The following is a 26,596-nucleotide window of genomic DNA, read 5'->3' on the forward strand; positions in this document are numbered from 1 at the left end:
AACAATTTAATAATGACAATGAAGAAAATATTCCTTTTACTGTTTATTGCCCTACTTGGCAACGCAGCCATTGCCCAAATCACCGATTACTCCATCTTCGACAAGAAGTTCAACTTCTACGTAGCCAACGACCTCGGCCGTAACGGCTACTACGACCAAAAGCCCATCGCCGAACTGATGGGACAAATGGCAGAAGAAGTAGGCCCCGAATTCGTTCTTGCCACCGGCGATGTACACCACTTTGAAGGCGTACGTAGCGTGAACGACCCGCTTTGGATGACCAACTACGAACTTATTTACAGCCACCCGGAGCTGATGATAGACTGGTTCCCCCTGCTGGGCAACCACGAATACCGCGGCAATACGCAGGCTGTGCTCGACTACAGTAATATCAGCCGCCGCTGGACCATGCCCGCCCGTTATTATACCAAGACGTTCGAGGACAACGGCGCTACCATCCGCATCCTTTGGGTAGACACCGCCCCGATGATTGACAAATACCGCAACGAAAGCGAGACCTATCCCGATGCCTGCAAGCAGGATTACCAGCAACAACTTTCCTGGATAGATTCCGTACTGACTGCCGCCAAAGAGGACTGGGTTATCGTTGCCGGACACCATCCCATCTATGCCGAAACCCCGAAGGACGAGAGCGAACGCGCGGATATGCAGGCACGTCTCGATCCCATCCTGCGCAAGCACAAGGTGGATATGTACATCTGCGGGCACATCCACAACTTCCAGCACGTACGCGTGGCAGGCAACGACATCGACTATATCACCAATTCTGCCGGTTCGCTCGCCCGCAAGGTGAAGCCCATCGAAGGGACCGTATTCTGCAGCCCCGAACCGGGTTTCTCCATTGTATCGGCCAGCAAAAAGACACTGGAACTGCGCATGATTGACAAGAAAGGGAATGTATTGCACACGGTGACGCGCAGCAAATAATCCAAGCCGGCACGCAAGCAGGCGCATTCCCCCGAAGCCCTGCCGAACAACCACTTTCCTCCCACGAAGCAGAAGACCATGTTTCGTAGGAGGATTTTTCCAGAAGAAGATACACTTCCTGCTACTAATCAGCCTGCTACTTGCCGCTTGCAGTGATGACGACAAAGAGAAACAACCCGCTTTTGTGACCAATATCACCATATCCGATGCCGGAAAGACCTTCAATCCCGGTGATGCCGTGACCGTCAAAGCCGACGGCTTGCAGAGCAACGACCAAATCATATTGGACATCTACTGGCCGATAGCCGACAATCCTCTCTTTCCCGAAGGGTATTCACGCTACACACGCGCCGTTACCACAGAGCAAACCACCAACAGCATTACTTTCCTTGCCCCCGGACACTGGCCCGCCTCACGGGTAGAAATGTTCCTGGAACGGGCAGGACAGCTTCAGCCTCTCGGCCAGATTTCGGTAGCCGACGGACAATCCCCCGAAGAACCATATCTCTACGGTATCACCAACTCCCACGCCATTTACACACCGACCGTTCCCCGCGGCATCACCCGTATCGACCTGGCAACACAAGAAATATCGGAAGTAATCCAGTTCCATGACGGCGAAGATTTCTGCCTTGCCGCCAACATCCCCGGCACCAACATCCTCTGCGGGATACGGGAGAAAGACGGCAGTAGTTTCATCGACGGATACGACCTCTGCATGCACTATTGGTGTAACCCGGTAGAACGTAACGCAATTACCATCTGCTCGGACTTCAACAACACTGTTTCCCTGGAAATGGCCGGAGATAAGCTCCTCACCTACTGTAGCATCTCTTATCCGGTATATACCCGGTTGAATATGCCACCGATACATACTCCCGAAATACCATTACCGGATGGACTGAAGCCCGAATCCCTCTCACGCTATCCGGGCGTGATAGCCGACGCCCACATGCTGCTCTCGGCCAACAACGGCGACGGCACCTTCTCGCCCGTCGTGATAGACATCGCCAAAGAAAAGATGCACTGCTACGACCCCATCAAGGCCGAAGCCTTGATACCTTTCCGGATTATGGAACCATCCCCCGAAAACCCAAACAGCCTGCAATGCAAAGGAGGCTATATCGTTTCCCGTGCCAATGGTGGAGATACGCAATTCTGCTTATGGGATACTACTGCCGGAAACTTGAAAGAGCCTTTCGCCACCTACCCCAACGCCGTACGCTCCGCTGCCATGTACTACTCCAAGGACGGGCAGACAAGGAAACTCTACGTGCAGTTTGCAGGCTATCGTGAAGGCGACTTCATCGAAACTTATGATTTCCAGACAAAGGAATGGAGGATGTTTATGTTCTACGTACCGTTTGCAGAGATTTTACTGGCACGATAACCGGCTCCCTTACTGCTTTTTCTCCCGTAAGTCATCCTTGGGTATGGTCGTCTCACTGCCGTCACGCGTAGCTATATAGTGAGGAGACATGATTTCGATGCCTGCCTCGTCAAAGACATCCTGGATATTCTGATGCAAATCAGAATAAATCTGGCTAAGGCTGTTGGCATCCCTGATATAGGCATTCACTTGATAAACCGGATAATAATCCTGAAGGGAAGTCTCCAATACAAACGGACGGGGATCATCTATCACTCCAGGAGTATTCAATGCAGCCTCTATCAACAGCTGATGTGTCTTCCGCCACGGAACATCGTAGCCAATACTGACCTCCGAATGGATAATCAATCCATACTCACGGGCAGACTGGCTGTAATTGACCGTATGGGAAGACATGATGAAAGAGTTCGGAATGGTCACCACCTCATTCTTCGGAGTACGGATGCGGGTGACGAGCGGTGTTTTCTCAATGATGTTACCAGTAGTGTCATTCAGCTTGATGCGGTCACCCAGCTTGAAAGGCCGCATGTAGGTTATGACCAGTCCTGCAATGATATTGCCGATAACCGTACTGGAACCGAGCGAAACAATCAAGCCGACAAACACGGAGATTCCCTGGAAGACTCCCGACTTGGAACCCGGCAGATAAGGGTAAATCATGGCAATCATAAACGCATAAAGCAAGAAGCGCACAATATGATAGGTAGGAATGGCCCAATCCGGATAGAAGCCGTTTATCTTCAGCCGTTCAGCCTGCACCTCATTGGCAAGATAACGCACCAGTCTGACCAGGTACTTCACCGCATAGCATATCACAAAGATAGTGAACAGATTGGGTATATAGTCGGCTATTCCATTCAAGATGATCTTTATAGGATTCCAGATGTAGGAGAATAATGTATAAGCCAAGCTCTTGGTCTGAGGGAAAATGGAGAATAATAACGGAACCGTCAGCAGCAGCTGCAACAGCATGACTACATAACGCACCAGGTTGGCAACAAACACCAGCAGGTTGACCTGCTTCTGCGTATCCAGCAATTCATAATCCTGAATAGAGATCGGTTTCAGCTTGGTATCCTTCAGCTTCTGAATGCGTAGTTTGAGTTTTCTGAAAGGAAATGATGACCTTTTCGCCATACATCAAGTCTGTAACAATATCCGTACTCTCTAAATAAACAGAGTCCGGACGCAGATTGAAACGCGTGCCCAATGCTTCGATGACGTTGCTTACATCTTTGGCCCGCTGTTGAGGCGTATGCCCTCCACGCTTGGCATACAGATAGAACAAAGTGTCCTTCTCCACCACCACCGGAATACCAGGCGTCACCGTCCGCAACGAATCAATGCGTTGTTTCTGCAATGCCAACTTCACCGAATCGGCCGCATAGCTCGCCAGCTTCATCTGCTCCATTTCCATCCGCAGATCCGCTTCGTTCAGCCGGGCTGCTTCCAATTCCTGCCTGATGAGCGACAATTGAATCGAATCGGAGTCGGCCTTTACTACTGTAACAGTATTCACACTGTCTTCATCCAAAACACTGAGCACTTTATCTACCAGCTGAGCTGACACTCCTCCTGCCAGCATCAACAGCCAACAGAGACAGAAAGCACGGATTACTTTCATATATAAACTTCTTTATTTGATTCTTTAATTATGCAAACATACTCAATAAATGCTTCAAACATACGGAATGTTTTTAACTTCCTACCCTAATCGACATAACTTTTCTTTGCAAACATGGCAGTTCTGCATTCAGTTTGCACTATCTTTGCACCCAAAATCAACACACCTATGGATATATTGCTTCTTGTCGGAGGACTGCTCCTCATTCTTCTGGGCGCCAATGGGCTGACAGACGGCGCCGCATCCGTTGCCAAACGTTTCCGCATACCGTCCATCGTCATCGGGCTTACCATTGTCGCCTTCGGCACTTCCGCACCGGAACTCACCGTCAGCATATCCTCCGCCCTGAAAGGCAGCGCAGACATCGCCATCGGCAATGTGGTGGGAAGCAACATATTCAATACCTTGATGATTGTGGGCTGTACGGCCCTTTTCGCTCCGATAGTCATCACCCGTAATACGCTGAAACGCGAAATCCCCCTTTGTATACTTTCGTCCGTCGCCCTGCTGATTTGCGCCAACGACGTCTTTCTGGACGGCAGTGAGGAAAACATGCTCGGCATTGCCGACGGACTGCTGCTGCTGTGCTTCTTTGCCATTTTCTTGAGTTACACCTTTGCCATCGCAAAAAGGGACGGAGACACGACGAACCCCGAAAAGGAGCCCCTGCAGGAAGAGGATGAAATCAGGCTGCTGCCGGTGTGGAAGTCTGCCCTATACATTCTCGGCGGACTTGCCGGACTCATCATCGGGGGCAATTTCTTTGTAGACGGCGCCGGCGGCATAGCCCGCGGATTGGGCGTCAGCGAATCCGTCATAGGCCTTACGCTCGTGGCAGGCGGCACATCACTGCCCGAACTTGCCACCTCCATCGTAGCCGCCCTGAAGAAAAACCCCGAAATAGCCATCGGGAACGCCATCGGAAGCAATCTCTTCAACATATTCTTCGTGCTGGGCTGTTCGGCTTCCATCACCCCAATGCGTCTGACGGGCATCACCAATCTCGATTTGTGGGTACTCGTGGGGGCGGGCATCCTGCTCTGGCTGTTCGGCTTGTTCTTCGGGAAACGCACCATTACCCGAATCGAAGGAAGCATTCTGATGCTCTGCTACGCGGCCTACATGGCTGTACTGATATGCAACCTCTGACACAGGGCATAAAAAATAAGCAAGCTTATTTTGTTCTGCTCTCAGTTTGCATTACCTTTGCGAACCCAATATTGAACAATTATGGCAATTACAATCAAGAAAGTTACCACACGACGGGAACTGGAGCGCTTTATCCGCTTCAACTACCTGCTATACAAAAACAACCCTTATTCCGTCCCCGACCTTTTCGACGACATGCTCAATACCTTCAACAAGAAGAAAAACGCTGCATTCGAATTCTGTGAAGCCGACTATTTTCTGGCCTATCGGGAAGGTAAAATCGTAGGACGTGTAGCTGCCATCATCAACCACAAGGCAAACCAAACCTGGAACAAGAAGGAAGTACGCTTCGGGTGGATAGACTTCATCGACGATGCGGAAGTATCCGATGCCCTGATACGCACCGTGGAAGAATGGGGAAAAGAACGGGGAATGACGTATATACAAGGCCCGCTGGGATTCACCGACTTCGATGCCGAAGGCATGCTTGTCGAGGGATTCGACCAACTGGGCACCATGGCCACCATTTATAACTATCCCTACTACCCGCAGCACCTGGAACGCATGGGCTTTGAGAAGGATGCCGATTGGGTGGAGTACAAAATCTACATTCCCGACGCCATACCCGACAAGCACAAGCGCATCTCCGACCTCATCCGGCGCAAGTATAACCTCAAGGTAAAGAAATACACATCTGCCAAGAAGATTGCCCAAGACTACGGTCAGGCCATCTTCGAACTGATGAACGAAGCCTATCAGCCACTCTATGGCTATTCTGCACTGAGCCAACGGCAGATTGACCAATACGTCAAGATGTACCTGCCCATCCTCGACCTACGCATGGTGACTCTGATTACCGATGCCGATGACCAGCTGCTTGCCGTAGGCATTTCCATGCCGTCACTCGCCGAAGCGTTGCAAAAAGCCCACGGGCGCCTGCTTCCTATGGGTTGGTATCACCTGGCCAAGACCATCTTCTTGAAGAAATATCCCAAGATGCTCGATTTGCTGCTGGTTGCCGTAAAACCGGAATACCAGAACAAGGGCGTCAATGCACTGCTGTTCTCCGACCTTATCCCCGTCTACCAGCAACTTGGTTTCGAGTATGCCGAAAGCAATCCGGAGCTGGAGCTGAACGGCAAGGTACAGGCGCAATGGGAGTACTTCAGGACGGAACAGCACAAGAGGAGAAGATGCTTTGTGAAGGAGATAGGATAACCGCAGATGGCATAGTCCTTTGGAGTATGTGAACTTTCAATAAACACAAGACCTTCCTTTTGTATATATCATATATAAATTATATATTTGCGAAGAAACAAAAAGAAGAGATATGGAAGCCACAATAATGCCCAAGAAAAGAAAAGTGATTGATATACCCGAGAATGTATTCAAATATCTTTCCATAAAAGCAGCTGCCAATGGAATGAATCTGAAGAAATATATCGAAAACCTGATAGCCAAAGATGTGGAAGACATTGACGACTCCGCCACCTATCAGCAATTGATAAAAACCGATCCGGAGGGACTCTCTCCGGCAAGCGAAGAAGAACAGGAGCAGTTCCGTAAATGGCTTGGAATATGAAAGCCTCCTTCTCCAAATCATTTATAAAATCAGCCGAAAAGCTGTTACCATATCCGCATAGGCAGTTATCGGGCGTTCTTTATATTTCATGTCCAAATAGTAGATGACACCGTTCTATTTGAATATCTTTTGCCCAAAGGCGAGGCATATACCAAGAAAACGGAAAAGAACTTAAGGCAGAAAGACAAATGACCAAGTATCCCTAACAATCAAAATTCCATGGAAGAAGAACTGAATATCAATGGTAGTCTGCAATTCAGCGAACCAACAGTATCATATACCGACGACAACATCCGCCACCTGGACGACATGGAGCATATCCGTGTCCGTTCCGGTATGTACATCGGTCGCCTGGGCGACGGCTCACAGAACGATGACGGCATCTATGTGTTGCTGAAAGAAGTGATGGACAACAGCATCGACGAGTTCAAGATGGGTGCCGGAAAACGCATAGAAGTGACTATAGAAGACAATCTGCGCGTCAGCGTGCGCGACTACGGCCGAGGCATTCCGCAAGGCAAGCTGATAGAGGCGGTCAGCAAGCTGAACACCGGAGGAAAGTACGACAGCAAGGCTTTCAAGAAAAGCGTCGGGCTGAACGGTGTGGGTATCAAGGCGGTCAATGCGCTGAGCAACCGTTTCGAGGTACGCAGCTACCGCGACGGCAAGGTACGCACCGCCATCTTTGAAAAAGGAACGCTGTTGAGCGACGCAACCGAGGATTCGACGGAAGAAAACGGAACTTATATCTTCTTTGAGCCGGACAACACGCTCTTCTACAACTATTCCTTCCAGAACCAGTTTGTAGAAACGCTGCTGCGCAACTACACCTACCTGAATACGGGGCTTACCTTTATTTACAACGGACAGCGCATAGTTTCCCGCCACGGACTGGAGGACTTGCTGAAAGACAACATGACCAGCGAAGGCCTTTACGACATCATACACCTGAAAGGAGAAGACATCGAGATAGCCTTCACGCACACCAGCCAATACGGCGAAGAGTACTACTCCTTTGTCAACGGACAGCACACCACCCAAGGCGGTACACACCAGACTGCCCTGAAGGAGCACATTGCCCGTACCATCAAGGAGTTCTACAACAAGAACCAGGAGTATGCCGACATACGCAACGGCCTGGTAGCCGCCATCGCCATCGACGTGGAGGAACCCATGTTCGAGAGCCAGACCAAAACGAAACTGGGAAGCAACAACATGTGGCCCGCCGTGCCGCAGGAAGGCAAACCCGCCGGCCCCACAGTAAACAAATACGTGGGAGACTTCATCAAGACGGAAGTGGACAACTACCTTCACAAGAACCCGCTCGTCTCCGAAGTGATGCTGCAAAAGATACAAGACTCCGAGAAAGAGCGCAAAGCCATTGCCGGTGTCACCAAGCTGGCACGTGAACGTGCCAAGAAAGCCAACCTGCACAACCGCAAGCTGCGCGACTGCCGCTACCACCTGAGTGACGGCAAAGGCAAGGACCAGGAGGCCGAATCGTGTATCTTCATCACCGAGGGAGACTCGGCCAGCGGCTCCATCACCAAGAGCCGCGACGTGAATACACAGGCGGTATTCAGCCTGCGCGGCAAGCCGCTAAACTCCTACGGACTCACCAAGAAGGTGGTTTATGAAAACGAAGAATTCAACCTGCTCCAGGCGGCCTTGAATATAGAAGACGGCATAGAGACGCTGCGCTACAATAAAGTCATCGTAGCCACCGATGCCGATGTGGACGGCATGCACATCCGCCTGCTGATTATCACATTCTTCCTGCAGTTCTTCCCCGACCTGATAAAGAAGGGACATGTATACATCCTGCAAACCCCGCTCTTCCGCGTGCGCAACAAGAAGAAGACAAGCTATTGCTACACCGAGGAGGAACGTGTGAAAGCCATTGACGAGCTGGGACCCAATCCCGAAATCACACGGTTCAAAGGTCTGGGAGAAATCTCGCCCGACGAGTTCCGCCACTTCATCGGCAAGGACATGCGTCTGGAGCAAGTGTCGCTGCGCAAGACCGACCTCGTAAAAGAGCTGCTGGAGTTCTACATGGGCAAAAATACCATGGAGCGGCAAAACTTTATTATCAACAACTTGGTTATAGAAGAAGATTTGGCATCATGAGAAGAGCTATCTTTCCGGGAACATTCGACCCGTTTACTATCGGACACTCTTCGGTAGTGAGCCGTGCGCTGACCTTCATCGACGAAATCGTCATAGGCATAGGCATCAACGAAAACAAGAACACGTATTTCCCCCTGGAAAAGCGCGAGCAGATGATACGGGACTACTACCGGAACGAGCCGCGCATCATCGTGCAGTCATACGATTGCCTGACCATCGACTTTGCCCGGCAGGTAGACGCCGGCCTGATCATACGCGGCATACGCACCGTGAAGGATTTTGAATACGAGGAAACCATTGCCGACATCAACCGCAAGCTGACCGGCATAGAAACCATCCTGCTCTTCACCGAGCCGGAACTTACCTGCGTCAGCTCCACCATCGTGCGCGAACTGCTGCAATACGGAAAGGACATCAGTATGTTCATACCCGAAGGAATGGAAATCAAGAATTAGGGATTAAGAACCAAAATGGAAATGATGAAGAAACTATTTACAATTATAATATGTATATGCGCAGTGACGGCGCAAGCGCAAAAGCCGAATAATAATGAAGCCCTGCGCAAACTGCAAATGGCAGAGTTTGCCATCACCAACCTTTATGTGGACAAGGTGGATGAAGACAAGCTGGTGGAAGAAGCCATCATCAAGATGCTGGCGCAGCTCGACCCGCACTCCACCTACAACAATGCCGAAGAAGTGAAAAAGATGAACGAACCGTTGCAAGGCAATTTCGAGGGTATCGGCGTACAATTTCAGATGATGGAAGATACGCTGCTCGTGATACAACCCGTCAGCAACGGCCCCTCCGAGAAGGTGGGTATCCTTGCCGGCGACCGTATCGTAGCCGTCAATGACAGCGCCATTGCCGGAGTAAAAATGAGCACGGAAGACATCATGAGCCGCCTGCGCGGACCGAAAGACTCGGAGGTGAAACTGACCGTCGTGCGCCGTGGCGTGGATGATGCATTATACTTCACCGTGAAGCGTGACAAAATTCCCATTCTCAGTCTGGACGCCTCTTACATGATACAGCCCCAAACTGGCTATATACGCATCAACCGCTTTGGAGCCACCACCGCCGAAGAGTTTGCAAAGGCCTTGAAAATACTGCAGAAGAAAGGAATGAAAGACCTTATCCTCGACCTGCAAGGAAACGGAGGAGGATATCTGAATGCCGCCATCGACCTTGCCAACGAGTTTCTGAAACAAAAGGAACTCATCGTCTACACCGAAGGAAGAGCCGCACGCCGCAGCGACTTCTTTGCCAAGGGTACGGGCAACTTCAGGAACGGCCGCCTCATCGTATTGGTAGACGAGTACTCCGCTTCTGCCAGCGAAATCGTGACCGGAGCCATCCAAGACTGGGACAGAGGTGTGGTAGTAGGACGCCGTACATTCGGCAAGGGACTTGTACAGCGTCCCATCGACCTGCCGGACGGTTCCATGATTCGCCTGACCATAGCCCGCTACTATACTCCCTCGGGCCGCTGCATTCAGAAGCCTTACGACAGCACCGCCAACCTTGACAGCCGTCCGACCGGCGAAAACAACCAGAAGAAATACAACCAGGAACTGATAGACCGCTTCAACCACGGAGAAATGATTCATGCGGACAGCATCCACTTTGCCGACTCCCTGAAGGCGCAGACCAAGCGTATGGGACGTACCGTCTACGGAGGCGGAGGCATCATGCCCGACTTCTTCGTGCCCATCGACACCACCCAGTACACAGACTATCACCGCAATCTTGTGGCCAAAGGGGTGGTTATCAAAGCCACTACGAGCTACATAGAGAAGCACCGGAAAGAGTTGCAGGGAAAATACAAGAAGTTCGAAACCTTCGACGGAAAGTTCGAGATAGACGACAACTTCCTGACGGAGATACGCACCCTGGCAGAAAAGGAAAAAATCAAGTTCGACGAGAAGCAGTACAGCCAATCCCTGCCGCTTATCAAAACACAGCTCAAAGCCCTGATAGCCCGCGACCTATGGGACATGAACGAGTACTTCCGGGTGATGAACACCACGAACAACAGCGTGCAGCAAGCCTTAAAGGTGTTGAACGAAGACATCTACAGCACCATCATACGATAGCAATATACCCGTTTGACAGGCACAAGTGTCTGTCAAACCCTCCCGTATCAGTCTGCAAACAGCCATTTATTCAGCCAGCGGTTAACGTAGACGTTGACTACGGCGCATCCCGCGCCAATCGCCGCCCCCGCCAGTACGTCCGACGGATAGTGCACCCCTTCATTCATGCGGGAAACTCCCACGGAACACGCCCACAAGGCAGACGGAGCTATCACGTACCATTTAGGGTACTTTACACTGAGAGAAGTGGCAAGGGCGAAAGCCGTCGCCGTATGTCCGGAAGGGAAAGACGGGCTGCCTTCACGGCTATATGCATGCACTCTGTCGGGATATTTGTCGTACGGGCGCTCACGACCCACCAGATGCTTCATTCCGTATGTCACAACAAAAGCTCCGGCCACGCTTGTGCCCACATAAACCGCATCCTTCAGCAAGCCTTTGTCATGTTTTATCCAGGCGGCAACGGCCATCGCCACCGGAACACCGACAGCGATGTATGGCTCCGAACGCGAAATCAGCTTATTATAGTTACGGACAAACTTACCATCCCAACTGTTAACCCGATGCAAGGTGTTGATATCCCAATTCTGTGCCAAAAGACCGGATACAACAAGGCACATAAAAAATACAAAAAAAACAGCCTTCTTCATAAGTCCTTCATATTAGTTTGACGCAAAGATAGGATAAATAGATAAAACTTTCGGTATTTCGTCATGCAGAACTACGACAAGATGAAGAATGTGGAAAAGTTTGCCCACTTCTGCAAAGACCCTTTCGGAGACACACCCCGCGCGCTGAGAACAAACTTCGCATTCTGCCGGATTACGGAATTATTTCTTTAATCGCTTGCTTTATCGCTGGATTTCTCCTATTTTTGCGAGACATTTACAGAAGTATCCTGATAGAACAAATTTTCAAACTATTAAATAACTTAAATTCAATCATTTATGTGGTTAAGTAATTCATCTGTAGGAAGGAAAGTGGTGATGAGCGTTACCGGTATCGCCCTTGTCCTGTTTCTGACATTTCACATGGCGATGAACCTGGTAGCATTAGTCTCGGCTAATGGCTACAACATGGTTTGTGAGTTCCTGGGAGCAAATTGGTACGCGCTGGTGGCCACGGCAGGTCTGGCGGCCTTATTCATCATCCACATCATCTACGCTTTCTGGCTGACTATGCAGAACCGTAAGGCACGTGGTAGCGAACGCTATGCCGTTACAGAAAAGCCCAAGACTGTGGAATGGGCTTCTCAGAACATGCTCGTACTGGGTATCATCGTAATCGTAGGTTTGGGTCTGCACCTGGTAAACTTCTGGGCTAAAATGCAGCTTCCCGAGTTGATGCACAACATGGGCATGCATGCCGACACCCTCACGCTGGCATATGCAGCCAATGGTGTCCATCACATTCAAAACACATTCAGCAATCCGGTATTCGTAGTGCTTTACCTCGTTTGGCTGGGCGCATTGTGGTTCCACCTCACTCACGGTTTCTGGAGCTCCATGCAGTCTTTGGGCTGGAACAACAAAGTATGGATTAACCGTTGGAAATGTATCTCCAACATCTATTCTACTATCGTTGTCCTCTGCTTCGCTCTGGTAGTTGTCGTATTCTTTGCAAAATCATTGTGCGGCGCTTGCTAAATTCAAATTGTAAATGACTAAATTGTAAATTGCATTATGACTAAGATAGATTCTAAAATACCGGAAGGACCGGTGGCTGAGAAATGGACCAATTATAAGGCTCACCAAAAATTAGTAAACCCTGCCAACAAACGTCGTCTGGACATCATCGTAGTAGGAACCGGACTTGCCGGTGCCAGTGCTGCCGCTTCTCTGGGCGAAATGGGGTTCAGAGTATTCAACTTCTGCATTCAGGACTCTCCGCGCCGTGCTCACTCCATCGCTGCGCAGGGCGGTATCAATGCTGCCAAGAATTACCAAAACGACGGTGACTCTGTGTACCGTCTGTTCTACGATACAGTAAAGGGTGGCGACTACCGCGCCCGCGAAGCCAACGTTTACCGTCTGGCCGAAGTATCCAACAATATTATCGACCAATGCGTTGCACAAGGTGTTCCCTTCGCCCGCGAATACGGCGGTACGCTGGACAACCGTTCTTTCGGTGGTGCCCAGGTATCACGTACTTTCTACGCTAAAGGCCAGACCGGACAGCAGCTGCTGCTGGGTGCATACTCTGCATTGAGCCGCCAGGTGAACGTAGGTACCGTAAAACTGTACACACGCTACGAAATGGAAGACGTTGTCCTCATTGACGGACGCGCCCGCGGTATCATCGCCAAGAACCTCGTTACCGGTAAATTGGAACGTTTTGCCGCCCACGCCGTGGTAATCGCTACCGGTGGTTACGGCAATGCCTACTTCCTTTCTACCAATGCAATGGCATGTAACTGCTCTGCTGCAATGGCTTGCTACCGTAAAGGTGCCTGGTTTGCCAACCCCGCTTACGTACAGATTCACCCCACTTGTATCCCGGTTCACGGTGACAAGCAGTCCAAGCTGACTCTGATGTCCGAATCTCTGCGTAACGACGGCCGCATCTGGGTTCCGAAGAAGCTGGAAGACGCCAAGAAACTGCAGGAAGGCACACTGCAAGGAAAAGATATTCCTGAAGAAGACCGCGACTACTATCTGGAACGCCGTTATCCGGCATTCGGTAACCTCGTTCCGCGTGACGTTGCCAGCCGCGCTGCCAAAGAACGTTGCGACAAGGGTTATGGCGTAAACAATACCGGTCTTGCCGTATTCCTCGACTTCGGCGATGCCATCAACCGTCTGGGCGTTGACGTGGTTCGTCAACGTTACGGCAACCTCTTCGACATGTACGAAGAAATCACCGACGTGAACCCCGAACACAATCCGATGATGATTTATCCGGCTATCCACTACACTATGGGTGGTATCTGGGTCGACTACGAACTGATGACCTCCATCAAGGGTCTGTTTGCCATCGGTGAATGCAACTTCTCCGACCACGGTGCAAACCGACTCGGTGCTTCTGCGCTGATGCAAGGTCTGGCCGACGGTTACTTCGTATTGCCTTACACTATCCAGAACTACCTGGCCGACCAAATTACAGTTCCCCGTTTCTCTACCGACCTGCCCGAATTTGCAGCCGCAGAAAAGGCCGTTCAGGACAAGATTGACTGGATGATGAACATCAAGGGTAAGAAGTCTGTTGACTCTATCCACAAGGAACTGGGCCACATCATGTGGGAATATGTAGGTATGGGACGTACGGCTGAAGGCCTGAAGGAAGGTCTGAAGAAACTGAAAGAAGTACGCAAGGAATTTGAGAAAGAACTGTTCATCCCCGGCGACAAGGAAGGCATGAATGTAGAGCTCGACAAGGCCATCCGTCTGTACGACTTCATCACTATGGGCGAACTGGTTGCTTACGATGCGCTGAACCGTAACGAGAGCTGCGGCGGTCACTTCCGTGAAGAATACCAGACTGAAGAAGGCGAAGCCAAGCGTGACGATGAAAACTTCTTCTACGTGGCTTGCTGGGAATACCAGGGTTCTGACGAAAAAGAACCGGTATTGCTGAAAGAGCCGCTGGTCTACGAAGCAATCAAGGTACAGACTCGTAACTACAAGAGCTAATCGGGAAGTTGAACATTTAAAGAACTAAAGAAAATGGATAAAAATATATCATTTACGCTCAAGGTATGGCGCCAGAAGGGTCCGAAAGCAAAAGGCGCTTTTGAAACATACCAAATGAAAGATATTCCGGGCGATACTTCATTCCTCGAAATGCTGGATATCCTGAACGAACAGCTGATTTCTGAAGGTAAAGAACCGGTGGTATTTGACCACGACTGCCGCGAAGGTATCTGCGGTATGTGTTCGCTCTACATCAACGGACACCCCCACGGTCCTGCAACCGGCGCTACGACTTGCCAGATTTATATGCGCCGCTTCAACGATGGTGATACCATCACTGTTGAACCGTGGCGTTCTGCCGGTTTCCCGGTTATCAAGGACTTGATGGTAGACCGTACGGCTTACGACAAGATTATGCAGGCAGGCGGCTATGTCAGTGTACGTACCGGCGCTCCCCAGGATGCCAACGCCATCCTTATTCCGAAGCCCATCGCTGACGAGGCAATGGATGCTGCCAGCTGTATCGGTTGCGGCGCATGTGTAGCTGCTTGCAAGAACGGTTCTGCCATGCTGTTTGTTTCTGCCAAGGTAAGCCAGTTGAACCTGCTGCCTCAGGGCAAACCGGAAGCATTGCGCCGTGCCAAGGCTATGTTGAGCAAGATGGACGAACTTGGTTTCGGTAACTGTACGAATACCCGTGCATGCGAGGCCGAATGTCCGAAGAATGTTTCCATCAGCAACATCGCCCGCTTGAACCGCGACTTCATCATTGCGAAGCTGAAAGACTAATACGGTCTTTCTGCAAATAATATAGGATGTGCTTCGGATAAACCCTTGAACAAACTCAGATTTATCACCCAGCTTTCACTATATTTGATTAATATCACAAGAGACTCCTCCGCCGGGAAACCGTCGGAGGAGTTTTTTTAACCATTTTCTTCCCAGACATATACACAGGCTTCATTTAAGGGAGCTAGAAGGAGTTATCGCCCTTAAATGAAAAGAGCCGTATAGACATATATCATATAGACATACGTAAGTCTTCATATTCTCTCAAAAAGTCAATCCGTGTGCGGAAACAGTGAAATTCAGTGAAAGAAATACAAAAGAAGTAGCAGGAGAATACAGAAATTTGGAGGACTACAAAAAGAGTCCTATATTTGTGACGTGATTTTTTTCATAGTATTAGATTTAAGGTTAACAAAGGTTGGAGTACAGCGGTACTCCTTTTTTTATGCCCATACGTTTCTCCGAGCCCATGATGAAAAAAACGGTACTCGCATTTCTTTCCATAATCCTATTTGCCGCAGGCTGTTTCCAACGGCCTGCCGCCACCACCAAGATGCCCATATGAGATACGGGAAACCGTCCATATAAGGCAAAAGAGCTGCGCACTCAAGCCAGCAAGTGATAGACCCCGCCCACCATTGCCTTGACCACTCCCTTCATCTCCAGTTCAAAAAGCAAGGCACTCATCCGGTTGACGGGGATATCCGCTTCCACCACCAACGCATTGATATGGAGGTCTCCCTGTCGCATAAGGATACGCACAACAAGCTCCTCCTCTTCCGTCAGTTCCGGAAAGAGATTACGCTGAATGCCTTCTATCCGGACAGGCTGCTCCGCTACAGCCCAGCCCATAATCCGCACAAATTCTTCCGCATCCTGGATAAGGGCGGCCTTGTTGTCGCGTATCAACCGGTTGCAACCGATGGAGGATTCATCCGTGATACGGCCCGGAACGGCAAAGCAGTCGCGATGATACCCTTCCGCCAGTTCGGCAGTGATAAGGGAACCTCCCTTTGCGGCAGACTCCACAACAATGGTAGCATCACTCATACCTGCCACAATACGGTTGCGGCTGACGAAATTATGCTTGTCCGGATTCGTCCCGGTAAGGAATTCGGTCAGCAGACCGCCTTGCGGCAGCATGTCGATGGCTGTTTTCCGGTGGACATACGGATAGATGCGGTCCAGTCCGTGAGCAAGAACGGCAACGGTGGAAAGATGATTTGCCAAGGCAGCGCGATGGGCATGGATATCTATGCCATAGGCCAGCCCGCTTACTACCAGCGCATCGGGACAAAGAACGGCCAAATCGCGCAGGAAGTCGGCACAGAATTGCTTGCCGTAGTCGGTAGCGCGTCGTGTACCTACCATATTGATGACATGCAGGCGATTGAAATCGGTGTTCCCTTTAAAGAAAAGTACAATCGGTGCATCTTCACATTCGCGCAAGCGGGAAGGATAAGCCCCGTCCTTCAACGTCAGGCAGGAAAGGCGGTTCTTCTCCACGAACTCCATCTCCCGTTCGGCACGCAGAAAGGCAGCAGGACAGTCAAGGGCCGCTACTATTCCTGGATTCACACCGGGCATGATTTCGGGAAGTTCCTCCCGCTGGAAGAACACTTCGACAGCGCTCCCCACCCCGTCTATCAAACGTTTCGCCCCAATATGTCCGATACCGGGACAAAGCGTGAGGGCTATACTGCAAATGCGTTCGTCACTGTTCATCTCACCACGGATTACACAGACCCACACGGATTGAGATAAGGAGCAAAGAGGCGGTCGAACAGTTCGCTGTCGCTCAAGCGGCCATTGACCACACACACGGTTTCGACTATCCCCTTGAGGCATACCTTACCGTCGGAAGCACGGAAAATGTCCTGATAAAAGACATACTTGATGCCTTCCTTCTTCATATAAAGCCTGGAAACAAACTCGTCACCGCTTTTCAGAGGTGTCTTGAAAGCCATACTGATGCGTGCCACCACCGGGTCTACCCCCTGCTCGTGCAAAGCAGCAAAGCTGGCACCCGCAGACAGAAGAAACTCGTGACGCGTATGTTCCAGATAATGCTGGTAATTGGCGTTATTGACGATGCCTTGCAGGTCGCATTCATAGTCGCGCACCTTCATCGCCAATTCATAAATATACTTCTCCATAATGTTCTTCATGCTGTATCATTTTAACCCGAAAATGTCTCATCAGCGTAAAATGATACACTTTCGCCTTAAAATGATACACCTTTTATACATGGTTTTCCGATTATTTCCTTATAGGTCAACCGCGTTGCTTCTCCACATCCAATCCTTTGAACTTCTTCAATTCTTCTACGGTAACCAGCTTGTAGAGTTTGTCACTGGGACGTATTTTCACCGATTTCATCGAGAAATGCTCTCCTTTCTTCACGGTCTGCACGGGTTTCAAATCAACGCGCGCCTCGTCCAGAGTGACGAATTCGGCACCCGTCGTGGGACCCGTAATCAGCAGTTTGTCGCCTACGTTCACTTCGGCCGCCTCTACCAGAAACTCCGCCACACCGATGTTGGAGAAGTATCGGATGCCCTTGCCCACATAGATTTTACGCTCCGTAGCGGCAGAACCGTAGTTCTTGGTCCATTCGCCCAAGCGTTGTCCCAAGTAGTAGCCATCCCAGAAACCGCGGTTGAAGACCGTCTTCAGGCGTTCGTCCCATCGGGCAATTTTCTCATCGGTAAACGTATCGTCCAGATAAGCCCCGATGGCCTCTTTATAACATTCCACCACCGTACGCACATACTCGGGACCGCGGGCACGTCCTTCAATCTTGAATACACGAACACCCGCATCCAGCATCTTGTTCATGAAGTGGATAGTTTTTAAGTCTTTGGGCGACATGATGTATTGGTTGTCCACTTCCAATTCCACATCCGTCTCCTTGTCGCGCACCGTATAACTGCGGCGGCATACCTGCATGCAGGCACCACGGTTGGCAGAGTGATTCATTTCGTGCAGCGATAGGTAGCACTTTCCGCTGACCGCCATGCAAAGAGCACCGTGACAGAACATCTCTATACGAATCTGCTCTCCGCCGGGGCCGCAGATATTCTCCTCACGGATATGGCGGTAGATTTCCGCCACCTGCTCCAGATTCAGTTCGCGTGCCAGCACCACCACATCGGCAAACTGCGCATAGAAGCGGAGAGCTTCCACATTGCTGATGTTGAGCTGTGTGCTGAGGTGTACCTCCTGCCCTATCCGGCGGGCATAGCTCATCACCGCCACATCGGCGGCAATGACTGCCGAGATGCCTGCCGCCTTTGCCGCATCTACGATAGTATGCATCAGCGGGATGTCATGGTCGTATATGATGGTATTGACGGTGAGGTAGCTTTTCATGCCATGCTCGTCGCACGTCCGGGCTATTTCCCGCAGATCGTCGATAGTGAAGGTATTGGCCGAACGGGCACGCATGTTCAGGTTCTCGATACCGAAATAGATGGAGTCGGCACCCGCTTGTATGGCTGCTGCGAGAGATTCGCGTGAGCCTACCGGTGCCATGATTTCGAAATCTTTCAAATCCATAAATCATATATTTTGAGCTACGGGCTACAAGTGGCCGGGCTCTGTTCCGAAAGGCACTCGTAGCTGCTGGTAGCTAGTAACTTATTTTCCCTGTGCCTGCAATTCCTGTTGAAGTTCAGCGGCAATCTCCATTCCCAGCTTTTGCCCTATTTGCATACCCTCAGTCATCATGGCAGGAGTAGAAGCACCCAGTTTCTTTCCGACAGGCGATTCATAGAAAGCAACGATTTTCTTCAAATCATCCAGTGTGAGGTATTTCTGATAAACGGGAGCATAAAGTTCTGCCAGCCTGCTGCCAAACTTTCCTTCCCATTTCTTCTGAAAACCGTCCCAGAAAGAAGCCGATGCCGACGACTGTTGCTTCAACATAGAAACCATCTGCGGCACCATAGTCTTTGCCGACGCCATAGCGCCGGACAGTTCCAGCATTTTTTCCAATGTAGCCTTATACTCATCACTCGGCACTTGTGCCAAAGCCGAAGGTGCGGCAGCAAACAACATTGCTACACATATCAGAATTAAAACCAAACCTTTTTTCATAATTCCATATTAGTTAAATAAATGAATGATACAAAGGTAGGCTTTTTTCCGTATTTTTGCAGTGAAATAATCATTTAGTTCAATCGATTCATGAAAATAGGCCACATAGACCTGGGCGAACGTCCCATATTTTTAGCTCCGATGGAGGATGTCACCGATCCTGCTTTCCGCCTGATGTGCAAGCATTTCGGAGCAGACATGGTATATACCGAGTTCGTTTCTGCCGATGCCTTGATACGCTCCGTAGGCAAGACCCGGCAGAAGCTGAACATCAGCGATGAAGAACGGCCCGTGGCCATACAAATATACGGACGGGACACCGCCACCATGGTAGAGGCCGCCCGCATCGTGGAGCAGGCACGTCCGGACACGCTGGACATCAACTTCGGCTGCCCCGTGAAACGCGTGGCAGGCAAGGGTGCCGGTGCCGGCATGCTGCAGAACATTCCGCTGATGCTGGAAATCACCCGTTCCGTGGTAGATGCCGTGAAGATTCCCGTCACCGTAAAGACCCGCCTGGGCTGGGATGCCAACAGTAAAATCATCGTCGGCCTTGCCGAGCAGTTGCAAGACTGTGGCATTGCCGCCCTCACCATTCACGGCCGTACCCGCGCCCAGATGTATACCGGTGAGGCAGACTGGACTCTTATCGGCGAGGTGAAAAAGAACCCACGCATGCACATTCCCATCATCGGCAACGGTGATATCACCACTCCCCAACGGGCCAAAGAGTGCTTCGACCTCTACGGTGTGGACGCCATCATGATAGGCCGTGCCAGCTTCGGCCGCCCGTGGTTCTTTAAGGAAGTGAAGCATTATCTGGAGACGGGCGAAGAACTCCCTCCGCTGAGTTCCGAATGGAGGCTGAACGTACTCCGCCAGGAAGTGGAAGACAGCGTCAACCTGCTGGACGAGCGACGGGGCATACTGCACGTACGCCGCCACCTGGCAGCAAGCCCACTCTTCAAAGGGATTCCCAACTTCCGCGATACCCGAATAGCCATGCTGCGGGCAGAGACGAAGGAGGAACTGTACCGCATCTTCAAGGAAATAGAGCCATTGCTACCTTAAACGGTTGTCTCACATTTTTACCGCCATCCTATTTGCTGACCGTTTTTGCTCCTACCCCTCCCAGAACACCTTACATAAGGGGGTAGAATGAGTCACTGACTGAAAGGCATTCAGTCAGTGAGTGAAAGGCATTCAGTCAGTGACTGAATCAGCTTCATTCAGCGGATGAAATGAAAACGCTGCGCAAGCATGACGCCACCAAGATATATTTGTATAAAAAACGGTCATTTAAACATCGGCTGCGCAAACCATCGCTTGAACATCCGCGTAGCCAGGATATAAATGCCGAAAGCCGATACGAAACCCACGATAGAGTCTATCAGGTAATGTGCCTGGATATAGACTGTGGCCCCGCACAGCAGCAGATAGAAAGGAAACAGGCAGGCAAACAGACGCTTGCTGCCACGCCATGCCATAATCATCAGTACCGTAGACATTCCGACGTGCGAACTGGGAAAAGCTGCCGTGGGACGCTCACCCACCTGCTGGGAACTCTCCACCAGATTGTAGAAGAAGCCGTGCTCATAGCCCGGACCGGGAAGAAGTTCCTGATGGTGATGGAAATAGTCACCGATGGACGGAAAGATACCTTGCGCCACATGGTCGCCTCCAATGGCGGGGAAGTAGAACTGCGGCCCGGCAACGGGGACGAAGATATAAATAAGGTAATAGATGAAGAAAGCGGTGACGATGACGAACGAAACCTTCTCGAAAAGGTCGAAACGATAAAGGAAATACCATACCACCACCAGCAGAATCATCGGATAATAGAAGAAGTATCCCATATTGAACGGCTCGCTCACCCACATCTGCGGATACCTTTCACAGAACCATACAGCAGGCTGTCCACCAAACATCCACTGCTCCACCGACGCGAACACGTGGTCGAGATTGGGAAATATCCGGTTGAACTCAAAGGTGTCGGGATACCAATAAGAAAGCAGCGACATCTGGATGGCTATGCGCACAAAGGCGGAGAACTTGCAGGGCGCCAGCCGATAAAGATACATCAGCAGGAAGGTCATGCCTGCAATGACGGCACGGTCTGCAAGCATCTGCACCGGATGGTCCATTTCCTGAAAGAGAAACAGAATGAGAATGGAAGTCAGCAGATTGTATATCAGCGTAACCTTCTCTACCGCAAAAAGCCCCTTACGGGTTTCTACCCTTCTAAATAAATCTAAAGCCATCCCTTATCCTTATACCAGGCAATGGTTTCCTTTACACCCCGTTCCAGATCGTACTCAGGACTGAAGCCCAGTTCCTCGACAGCCGGTGTGATGTCGCACTGCCAGTTGCGTTGTTTCATTATTCTATACTTGTCCGAATTGAGCGTACTGGTCTTGTTCTGCCGCTTCGCCCAGAATTCAGCGAGCAAAGATACGACTTTCAATACAATTAACGGACATCTCAGGCGAATAACAAACGGATTGCCCAGTTCTTTCCTTATCAAGTCGGAAAAAGCACGGCTGCTGTACACCTTCCCGTCAGCCAGGAAATAGGCGCGGCGTGACACCCGCTTCTCTATCCCGAGGAAGACGGCCTGCACGATGTCCTTTACATATACAAACGTCAAGTCCTGGCGGCGGAAGCCCACGGAAAAGTCCGTATGTTGCCGGATGGACTTTGCCATGAGGTAATAATCCTTCTCACGCGGCCCGTATACACCCGTCGGCCGGTAGATGACGTAGGGGAAACCCGGAACGCTCTGCAAATAAAGTTCTGTTTTCAGTTTACTGAGTCCGTAGGCGGTATTGGGCGAAGGGGTGTCGCTCTCCATAATCGGGTCGTAGGTCTTTTCGCGCACCGGGCCGAACACACTCAGCGTACTGATGAAGATAAACTGCTTGGGAATCATGTCCAGCTCCCTCAGCGTATCGATGAAGCATTTGGTCTGCAGGTAATTCACCAGCTCGAATTCGTTCTTGTCCACACACTTCGTTACACCGGCACAATGGACAATATAATCAAACTTATTGTAGGTTCCTTTATGTTCCGAAAGCTGCGCCCTCAGTTCATTGGGGTGCGCAAAATCCAATTCGAGGAAATGCAGTTTGCGGTCACCCAGATACTCGCGGCTGCTGGACGAGCGTACACCCGCCCACACGCCGAACTCGCGCCTCAACGCCTCCTCCACGATGAAACTTCCGATAAATCCGCTTGCTCCTGTAATTAAAATCGATTCCACTTCTTCAGTTACAAATTACTAATTACTTTTCATCCGGTCTGTCACCTTGACGCTCCTTGTGTTACTCTGTCGCCCGGTTGCTCTTCTTCACCGGCTCCACATGGATGCTGACCAGTGTTCCTTTGCCGAACTGCCTTTTCAACTTGTTCTCCACCGCCGTTGCCATCTCGTGAGCTTCCTCCAGCGAGATGCTGCCATCCATACGCACATGCACCTCGATGGCACAATAACTGCCGATGCGGCGCGTACGAAGGTGATGCGGCGAGCTGATACCGGGAAAAGAGAGAATTATCCTTACTATCTCATCCTCTACCTCGGCAGGCAATGATTTCTCCAACAGTTCATCCACACAGGGTATCAACAACTGCACGGCCACCTTCATAATGAAGAAGCTGACAACAATCGCCGCCACCGGGTCCAGCACCCGCCAATGGTCACCCAGAAGAATGGCGCCAGCTATACCCGCCGCCGTGCCTATGGACGAAAACGCATCACTCCGGTGATGCCAGGCATTGGCAACAACCGCCTGCGAATTCAACTTCCTGCCCTTGAATACGGTATATTGATAAAGCACTTCCTTGAAAATGATGGATACCAATGCAGCCACCAGCGCCAGCATGGCGGGCTCCTGCAAAGAGTCGCCTTGCAGGAAACGGTAAATGGAGGAAGCCCCGTTCCAGAAAATGCCAAATCCCACAAACAACAGTAAAATACCGATAATGGCAGTTGCCAGCGTCTCGTACTTGCCATGACCGTAATCGTGCCCTTCATCTTCGGGCTTCGCCGAAATGCGTACAAAAACAATGACAACAATATCTGTTATGAAATCCGACAAAGAATGCACCGCATCTGCCAGCATGGCGGCACTGTGACCCATAATACCTGCAAAGAACTTGAAGACAAGCAAGAGAAAGTTTACCACACTTCCCACAACCGTCACCCGGTAAATGGCCTTTTCCCGCGTGGCATCCGCTTTTTTATTCAGAGTTTGCATTTCCATCTGCTTTTCGTTCAAGATACAGCCTATCTTCGCTTTTTGTGCAAATATAGTACATAAATCCATTACAATCTGTCGTTCCTTCATTATTTTCAATAGGATGGTAATATTTTAAAGTCTGAGTGAACGAAAGGACGTATTTATTTGTTTACTTTGCAAGAAAGAATAATGTGCACATTAATTTATCATCATTATGGCCAAAAAGAAAGAAAAGAAAGCCGGCAAACGCATGAAGAAGAAAGAACTCGTCAAAGTGTTACTTGAATTCTTCCACACAAAGCAAGACGAAGTATTATCCCTGAAATACATCTTTGAACAACTTCATCTCACCACACATCCGCTGAAGATGCTGTGTATGGACATCTTGTCCGAACTGTTGATGGACGACTACATTACAGAGGTGGACAAACACAAGTACAAGCTGAACAACCACGGCGTGGAAATGACCGGAACCTTCCAGCGCAAAAGCAATGGCAAGAACTCCTTCATCCCCGAAGATGGAGGCGAACCGATATTCATAGCCGAACGCAACTCGGCACACGCCATGAACAATGACAAAGTGCGTATCGCCTTCTGTGCCAAACGTCGCGGACGCGAAGCCGAAGGAGAAGTCATCGAGATACTGGAACGTGCCAACGACACCTTCGTGGGTACTCTGGAAGTTGCCAAGTCATACGCTTTCCTTGTAACGGAAAACCGTACGCTTGCCAATGACATCTTTATTCCCAAAGAGAAACTGAAAGGCGGCAAGACGGGCGACAAGGCTATCGTCAAGATAGTGGAATGGCCCGACAAAGCCAAGAACCCCATCGGCCAGGTAATAGACATCCTGGGACGCGCCGGAGACAACACCACCGAGATGCATGCCATCCTCGCGGAATTCGGCCTGCCATACGTCTACCCCGCCGCTGTAGAAAAAGCAGCCGACAAGATACCCGCCGAAATCTCCGCCGAGGAAATAGCCCGACGCGAGGACTTCCGGAGTGTAACCACCTTCACCATCGACCCCAAGGATGCCAAGGACTTCGATGACGCCCTCTCCATCCGCAAACTGAAAGAGGGAGTTTGGGAAGTGGGCGTACATATCGCCGACGTGACCCATTACGTGAAAGAGGGCGGCATCATAGACAAGGAAGCCGAGAAGCGTGCCACATCCGTCTACCTCGTGGACCGTACCATCCCGATGCTTCCCGAACGGTTGTGCAACTTCATCTGCTCCCTCCGCCCCGACGAAGAGAAGTTGGCCTATTCCGTCATCTTCGAAATGACGGAAAAGGGAGAAGTGAAGAACTCTCGCGTAGTGCACACCGTCATCAAGAGCGACCGCCGCTTCACCTACGAAGAAGCCCAGCAAGTCATCGAAACAGGGAAAGGCGATTACAAAGAAGAAATACTCGAGCTAGACAAGCTTGCCAAGTTTCTGCGTGAGAACCGCTTCAAGGCCGGTGCCATCAACTTCGACCGCTACGAGGTGAAGTTCGAAATCGACGAGAAGGGCAAACCCGTCAGTGTCTACTTCAAGGAGTCGAAAGACGCCAACAAGCTGATAGAGGAGTTCATGCTGCTTGCCAACCGCACCGTAGCCGAAAAGATAGGCCGTGTGCCCAAAGGCAAGAAAGCCAAAGTGCTGCCTTACCGTATCCACGACCTCCCCGACCCGGAGAAACTGGACAATCTGGCACAGTTCATCGCCCGTTTCGGCTACAAGCTGCGCACCGGCGGAACAAAAACGGATGTGTCCAAGTCCATCAATCACCTGCTGGACGACATCCAAGGCAAAAAGGAAGAGAATCTGATTGAAACCGTATCCATCCGTGCCATGCAGAAAGCGCGTTACTCCACGCATAACATCGGCCATTACGGACTGGCTTTTGATTATTACACGCATTTCACCTCGCCCATCCGCCGTTTTCCGGACATGATGGTACACCGCCTGCTTACCAAGTATCTGGACGAAGGAGGCCGCAGCGTGACCGAACAAAAGTACGAAGCCCTCTGCGAACACAGCAGCAGCATGGAGCAGATAGCCGCCAATGCGGAACGTGCCTCCATCAAGTACAAGCAAGTGGAATTCATGACCGAACGCCTGGGACAGACCTTCGACGGTGTCATCTCCGGCGTAACGGAATGGGGACTCTATGTGGAGCTGAACGAGAACAAGTGCGAAGGCATGATTCCCGTCCGCGACCTCGACGACGACTATTACGAATTCGACGAAAAGAACTACTGCCTGCGCGGACGCCGCAAAAACCGGATATACAGCCTGGGAGACGCCATCACCGTCAAAGTGGCACGCGCCAATCTGGAGAAGAAGCAACTGGATTTTGCACTGGTATAGAATAACCCTATAATTTAAACCATCCCTGTCTCCTTTCTTTCAGAGAAAGAGAGAGGACGGGGACAAAACCTATACGATGAAGACAATTACGATTACAGACCCTACACAGATTGAGGAAATTATCCGTAAATGCCCATACTGCATAGTAGGCATCACAGACCTTGAAGGAAACCCATATGCGGTTCCCATGAACTTTGCCTATCAAGACGGGGTAATATACTTGCATTCCGGCCCGGAAGGCAGTAAAGTGGAGATGGTAACAAAGCACCCGCAAGTCTGCATCACCTTCTGCGAAGGACACGAGCTGGTTTATATGCACCGGCAAGTGGCATGCAGCTACAGCATGAAGTCGCGCAGTGTCATCTGCCGCGGGAAAGTACACTTCGTGGAAGACATGGAAGAGAAGCGACGCGTACTCGACATGCTGATGAAGCAATATACGGAGAATGAATGCAAATATGCCGAACCCGCCGTACGCAATGTCAAGATATGGGAAGTGAAAGTAGAGAAAATGAGCTGCCGGTCGTTCGGGTTAAGACCAAGCGAACTGTAACGGTACACAGTTCA

General features: G+C 50.6%; 22 protein-coding genes and 1 pseudogene. 14 read left to right on the forward strand and 9 right to left on the reverse strand.

Annotated features, from left to right (window positions below; genetic code table 11):
- The first annotated feature begins 18 nt into the window (after positions 1-18).
- Positions 19-948 carry a metallophosphoesterase gene (locus tag HU824_RS03455; protein ID WP_176468098.1) on the forward strand — a complete coding sequence of 310 codons (930 nt, stop codon included), beginning with the start codon at positions 19-21 and terminating at the stop codon, positions 946-948.
- A 184-nt stretch (positions 949-1,132) separates the two neighbouring features.
- Positions 1,133-2,338, forward strand: a complete 1,206-nt coding sequence (locus HU824_RS03460; RefSeq protein ID WP_368044383.1) for a WD40-like domain containing protein — start codon at positions 1,133-1,135, stop codon at positions 2,336-2,338.
- Between the two features lie 9 nt (positions 2,339-2,347).
- On the opposite strand, the pseudogene HU824_RS03465 reads toward HU824_RS03460, so the two are convergent.
- Positions 2,348-3,962 (reverse strand): annotated as a pseudogene (locus tag HU824_RS03465) (mechanosensitive ion channel family protein).
- Between the two features lie 168 nt (positions 3,963-4,130).
- On the opposite strand from HU824_RS03465, the gene HU824_RS03470 reads away from it, so the two are divergent.
- The 6 genes from HU824_RS03470 (at position 4,131) to HU824_RS03495 (ending at position 10,919) form a co-directional block, all read left to right on the forward strand.
- Complete coding sequence (locus HU824_RS03470) at positions 4,131-5,111, forward strand: calcium/sodium antiporter (RefSeq protein WP_016272294.1); 981 nt, start codon at positions 4,131-4,133, stop codon at positions 5,109-5,111.
- 81 nt (positions 5,112-5,192) lie between these two features.
- On the forward strand, positions 5,193-6,329 hold the full coding sequence (locus HU824_RS03475; RefSeq protein WP_176468099.1) for an N-acetyltransferase: 1,137 nt from the start codon (positions 5,193-5,195) through the stop codon (positions 6,327-6,329).
- Positions 6,330-6,441: 112 nt separating this feature from the next.
- Entirely contained in the window at positions 6,442-6,693 is a 252-nt protein-coding gene (locus HU824_RS03480; RefSeq protein WP_136009197.1) for a hypothetical protein, read from the forward strand.
- Between the two features lie 219 nt (positions 6,694-6,912).
- On the forward strand, positions 6,913-8,823 hold the full coding sequence (locus HU824_RS03485) for a DNA topoisomerase IV subunit B (RefSeq protein ID WP_016272291.1): 1,911 nt from the start codon (positions 6,913-6,915) through the stop codon (positions 8,821-8,823).
- Positions 8,820-9,278 carry a pantetheine-phosphate adenylyltransferase gene (gene coaD, locus HU824_RS03490; RefSeq protein WP_016272290.1) on the forward strand — a complete coding sequence of 153 codons (459 nt, stop codon included), beginning with the start codon at positions 8,820-8,822 and terminating at the stop codon, positions 9,276-9,278. The genes HU824_RS03485 and coaD overlap by 4 nt, the downstream gene beginning before the upstream one ends.
- A 24-nt stretch (positions 9,279-9,302) precedes the next feature.
- Positions 9,303-10,919: a S41 family peptidase gene (locus HU824_RS03495; RefSeq protein ID WP_176468125.1), complete on the forward strand. Its 1,617-nt coding sequence runs from the start codon at positions 9,303-9,305 to the stop codon at positions 10,917-10,919.
- Between the two features lie 47 nt (positions 10,920-10,966).
- Here the strand turns inward: HU824_RS03495 and HU824_RS03500 are convergent, their stop codons facing one another.
- Positions 10,967-11,569, reverse strand: a complete 603-nt coding sequence (locus HU824_RS03500) for a phosphatase PAP2 family protein (RefSeq protein ID WP_176468100.1) — start codon at positions 11,567-11,569, stop codon at positions 10,967-10,969.
- 297 nt (positions 11,570-11,866) lie between these two features.
- Between HU824_RS03500 and HU824_RS03505 the strand changes: the two genes are divergently transcribed.
- The 3 genes from HU824_RS03505 to HU824_RS03515 are packed head-to-tail and all read left to right on the forward strand — an operon-like array spanning position 11,867 to position 15,337.
- Complete coding sequence (locus HU824_RS03505; protein ID WP_136009193.1) at positions 11,867-12,565, forward strand: succinate dehydrogenase/fumarate reductase cytochrome b subunit; 699 nt, start codon at positions 11,867-11,869, stop codon at positions 12,563-12,565.
- A gap of 36 nt (positions 12,566-12,601) precedes the next feature.
- Positions 12,602-14,548 carry a fumarate reductase/succinate dehydrogenase flavoprotein subunit gene (locus HU824_RS03510; protein ID WP_136009192.1) on the forward strand — a complete coding sequence of 649 codons (1,947 nt, stop codon included), beginning with the start codon at positions 12,602-12,604 and terminating at the stop codon, positions 14,546-14,548.
- A 33-nt stretch (positions 14,549-14,581) separates the two neighbouring features.
- Positions 14,582-15,337: a succinate dehydrogenase/fumarate reductase iron-sulfur subunit gene (locus HU824_RS03515; protein WP_005830925.1), complete on the forward strand. Its 756-nt coding sequence runs from the start codon at positions 14,582-14,584 to the stop codon at positions 15,335-15,337.
- Positions 15,338-15,943: 606 nt separating this feature from the next.
- Here the strand turns inward: HU824_RS03515 and dprA are convergent.
- From dprA to HU824_RS03535, 4 genes are all read right to left on the reverse strand, one after another.
- Positions 15,944-17,062: a DNA-processing protein DprA gene (dprA, locus tag HU824_RS03520; RefSeq protein WP_136009191.1), complete on the reverse strand. Its 1,119-nt coding sequence runs from the start codon at positions 17,060-17,062 to the stop codon at positions 15,944-15,946.
- 11 nt (positions 17,063-17,073) lie between these two features.
- Positions 17,074-17,493 (reverse strand): thioesterase family protein, encoded by a 420-nt coding sequence (locus tag HU824_RS03525; RefSeq protein WP_176468126.1) that lies wholly within the window; start codon positions 17,491-17,493, stop codon positions 17,074-17,076.
- 118 nt (positions 17,494-17,611) lie between these two features.
- Complete coding sequence (locus HU824_RS03530; protein ID WP_176468101.1) at positions 17,612-18,895, reverse strand: peptidase U32 family protein; 1,284 nt, start codon at positions 18,893-18,895, stop codon at positions 17,612-17,614.
- Positions 18,896-18,976: 81 nt separating this feature from the next.
- Positions 18,977-19,435: a DUF2059 domain-containing protein gene (locus tag HU824_RS03535; protein WP_136009189.1), complete on the reverse strand. Its 459-nt coding sequence runs from the start codon at positions 19,433-19,435 to the stop codon at positions 18,977-18,979.
- A 90-nt stretch (positions 19,436-19,525) separates the two neighbouring features.
- On the opposite strand from HU824_RS03535, the gene dusB reads away from it, so the two are divergent.
- Positions 19,526-20,506, forward strand: a complete 981-nt coding sequence (dusB, locus tag HU824_RS03540; RefSeq protein WP_176468102.1) for a tRNA dihydrouridine synthase DusB — start codon at positions 19,526-19,528, stop codon at positions 20,504-20,506.
- A gap of 224 nt (positions 20,507-20,730) precedes the next feature.
- Here the strand turns inward: dusB and HU824_RS03545 are convergent, their stop codons facing one another.
- From HU824_RS03545 to HU824_RS03555, 3 genes are all read right to left on the reverse strand, one after another.
- Positions 20,731-21,696: a phosphatase PAP2 family protein gene (locus HU824_RS03545; RefSeq protein WP_176468103.1), complete on the reverse strand. Its 966-nt coding sequence runs from the start codon at positions 21,694-21,696 to the stop codon at positions 20,731-20,733.
- Complete coding sequence (locus tag HU824_RS03550; RefSeq protein ID WP_176468104.1) at positions 21,687-22,694, reverse strand: NAD(P)-dependent oxidoreductase; 1,008 nt, start codon at positions 22,692-22,694, stop codon at positions 21,687-21,689. The genes HU824_RS03545 and HU824_RS03550 overlap by 10 nt, the downstream gene beginning before the upstream one ends.
- A gap of 61 nt (positions 22,695-22,755) precedes the next feature.
- The gene (locus HU824_RS03555; protein WP_176468127.1) at positions 22,756-23,694 is read right to left on the reverse strand and encodes a cation diffusion facilitator family transporter; all 939 of its coding nucleotides are present in this window, start codon (positions 23,692-23,694) and stop codon (positions 22,756-22,758) included.
- Positions 23,695-23,884: 190 nt separating this feature from the next.
- Here HU824_RS03555 and rnr point away from each other — a divergent pair, with 190 nt between their 5' ends.
- Together rnr and HU824_RS03565 are read left to right on the forward strand one after the other, a co-directional pair.
- Positions 23,885-26,029: a ribonuclease R gene (rnr, locus tag HU824_RS03560; RefSeq protein WP_176468105.1), complete on the forward strand. Its 2,145-nt coding sequence runs from the start codon at positions 23,885-23,887 to the stop codon at positions 26,027-26,029.
- Between the two features lie 76 nt (positions 26,030-26,105).
- A complete protein-coding gene (locus tag HU824_RS03565; RefSeq protein WP_117991563.1) occupies positions 26,106-26,582 on the forward strand; it encodes a pyridoxamine 5'-phosphate oxidase family protein in 477 nt (158 codons plus the stop codon).
- Positions 26,583-26,596: the final 14 nt, after the last annotated feature.

Source organism: Bacteroides sp. L10-4, from assembly GCF_013373675.1.
Lineage (GTDB): Bacteria > Bacteroidota > Bacteroidia > Bacteroidales > Bacteroidaceae > Bacteroides > Bacteroides muris.

What these genes read in the sequence shown, in the direction of transcription:
- HU824_RS03480 (WP_136009197.1), top strand. Translation starts at nt 6,442, where the DNA reads ATGGAAGCCACAATAATGCCCAAGAAAAGAAAAGTGATTGATATACCC.
- HU824_RS03565 (WP_117991563.1), top strand. Translation starts at nt 26,106, where the DNA reads ATGAAGACAATTACGATTACAGACCCTACACAGATTGAGGAAATTATC.
- rnr (WP_176468105.1), top strand. Translation starts at nt 23,885, where the DNA reads ATGGCCAAAAAGAAAGAAAAGAAAGCCGGCAAACGCATGAAGAAGAAA.
- HU824_RS03510 (WP_136009192.1), top strand. Translation starts at nt 12,602, where the DNA reads ATGACTAAGATAGATTCTAAAATACCGGAAGGACCGGTGGCTGAGAAA.
- HU824_RS03495 (WP_176468125.1), top strand. Translation starts at nt 9,303, where the DNA reads ATGAAGAAACTATTTACAATTATAATATGTATATGCGCAGTGACGGCG.
- HU824_RS03485 (WP_016272291.1), top strand. Translation starts at nt 6,913, where the DNA reads ATGGAAGAAGAACTGAATATCAATGGTAGTCTGCAATTCAGCGAACCA.
- HU824_RS03545 (WP_176468103.1), bottom strand. Translation starts at nt 21,696, where the DNA reads ATGGCTTTAGATTTATTTAGAAGGGTAGAAACCCGTAAGGGGCTTTTT.
- HU824_RS03525 (WP_176468126.1), bottom strand. Translation starts at nt 17,493, where the DNA reads ATGGAGAAGTATATTTATGAATTGGCGATGAAGGTGCGCGACTATGAA.
- HU824_RS03530 (WP_176468101.1), bottom strand. Translation starts at nt 18,895, where the DNA reads ATGGATTTGAAAGATTTCGAAATCATGGCACCGGTAGGCTCACGCGAA.
- HU824_RS03500 (WP_176468100.1), bottom strand. Translation starts at nt 11,569, where the DNA reads ATGAAGAAGGCTGTTTTTTTTGTATTTTTTATGTGCCTTGTTGTATCC.
- HU824_RS03505 (WP_136009193.1), top strand. Translation starts at nt 11,867, where the DNA reads ATGTGGTTAAGTAATTCATCTGTAGGAAGGAAAGTGGTGATGAGCGTT.
- HU824_RS03475 (WP_176468099.1), top strand. Translation starts at nt 5,193, where the DNA reads ATGGCAATTACAATCAAGAAAGTTACCACACGACGGGAACTGGAGCGC.
- HU824_RS03455 (WP_176468098.1), top strand. Translation starts at nt 19, where the DNA reads ATGAAGAAAATATTCCTTTTACTGTTTATTGCCCTACTTGGCAACGCA.
- dprA (WP_136009191.1), bottom strand. Translation starts at nt 17,062, where the DNA reads ATGAACAGTGACGAACGCATTTGCAGTATAGCCCTCACGCTTTGTCCC.
- HU824_RS03555 (WP_176468127.1), bottom strand. Translation starts at nt 23,694, where the DNA reads ATGGAAATGCAAACTCTGAATAAAAAAGCGGATGCCACGCGGGAAAAG.
- HU824_RS03515 (WP_005830925.1), top strand. Translation starts at nt 14,582, where the DNA reads ATGGATAAAAATATATCATTTACGCTCAAGGTATGGCGCCAGAAGGGT.
- HU824_RS03535 (WP_136009189.1), bottom strand. Translation starts at nt 19,435, where the DNA reads ATGAAAAAAGGTTTGGTTTTAATTCTGATATGTGTAGCAATGTTGTTT.
- coaD (WP_016272290.1), top strand. Translation starts at nt 8,820, where the DNA reads ATGAGAAGAGCTATCTTTCCGGGAACATTCGACCCGTTTACTATCGGA.
- HU824_RS03470 (WP_016272294.1), top strand. Translation starts at nt 4,131, where the DNA reads ATGGATATATTGCTTCTTGTCGGAGGACTGCTCCTCATTCTTCTGGGC.
- dusB (WP_176468102.1), top strand. Translation starts at nt 19,526, where the DNA reads ATGAAAATAGGCCACATAGACCTGGGCGAACGTCCCATATTTTTAGCT.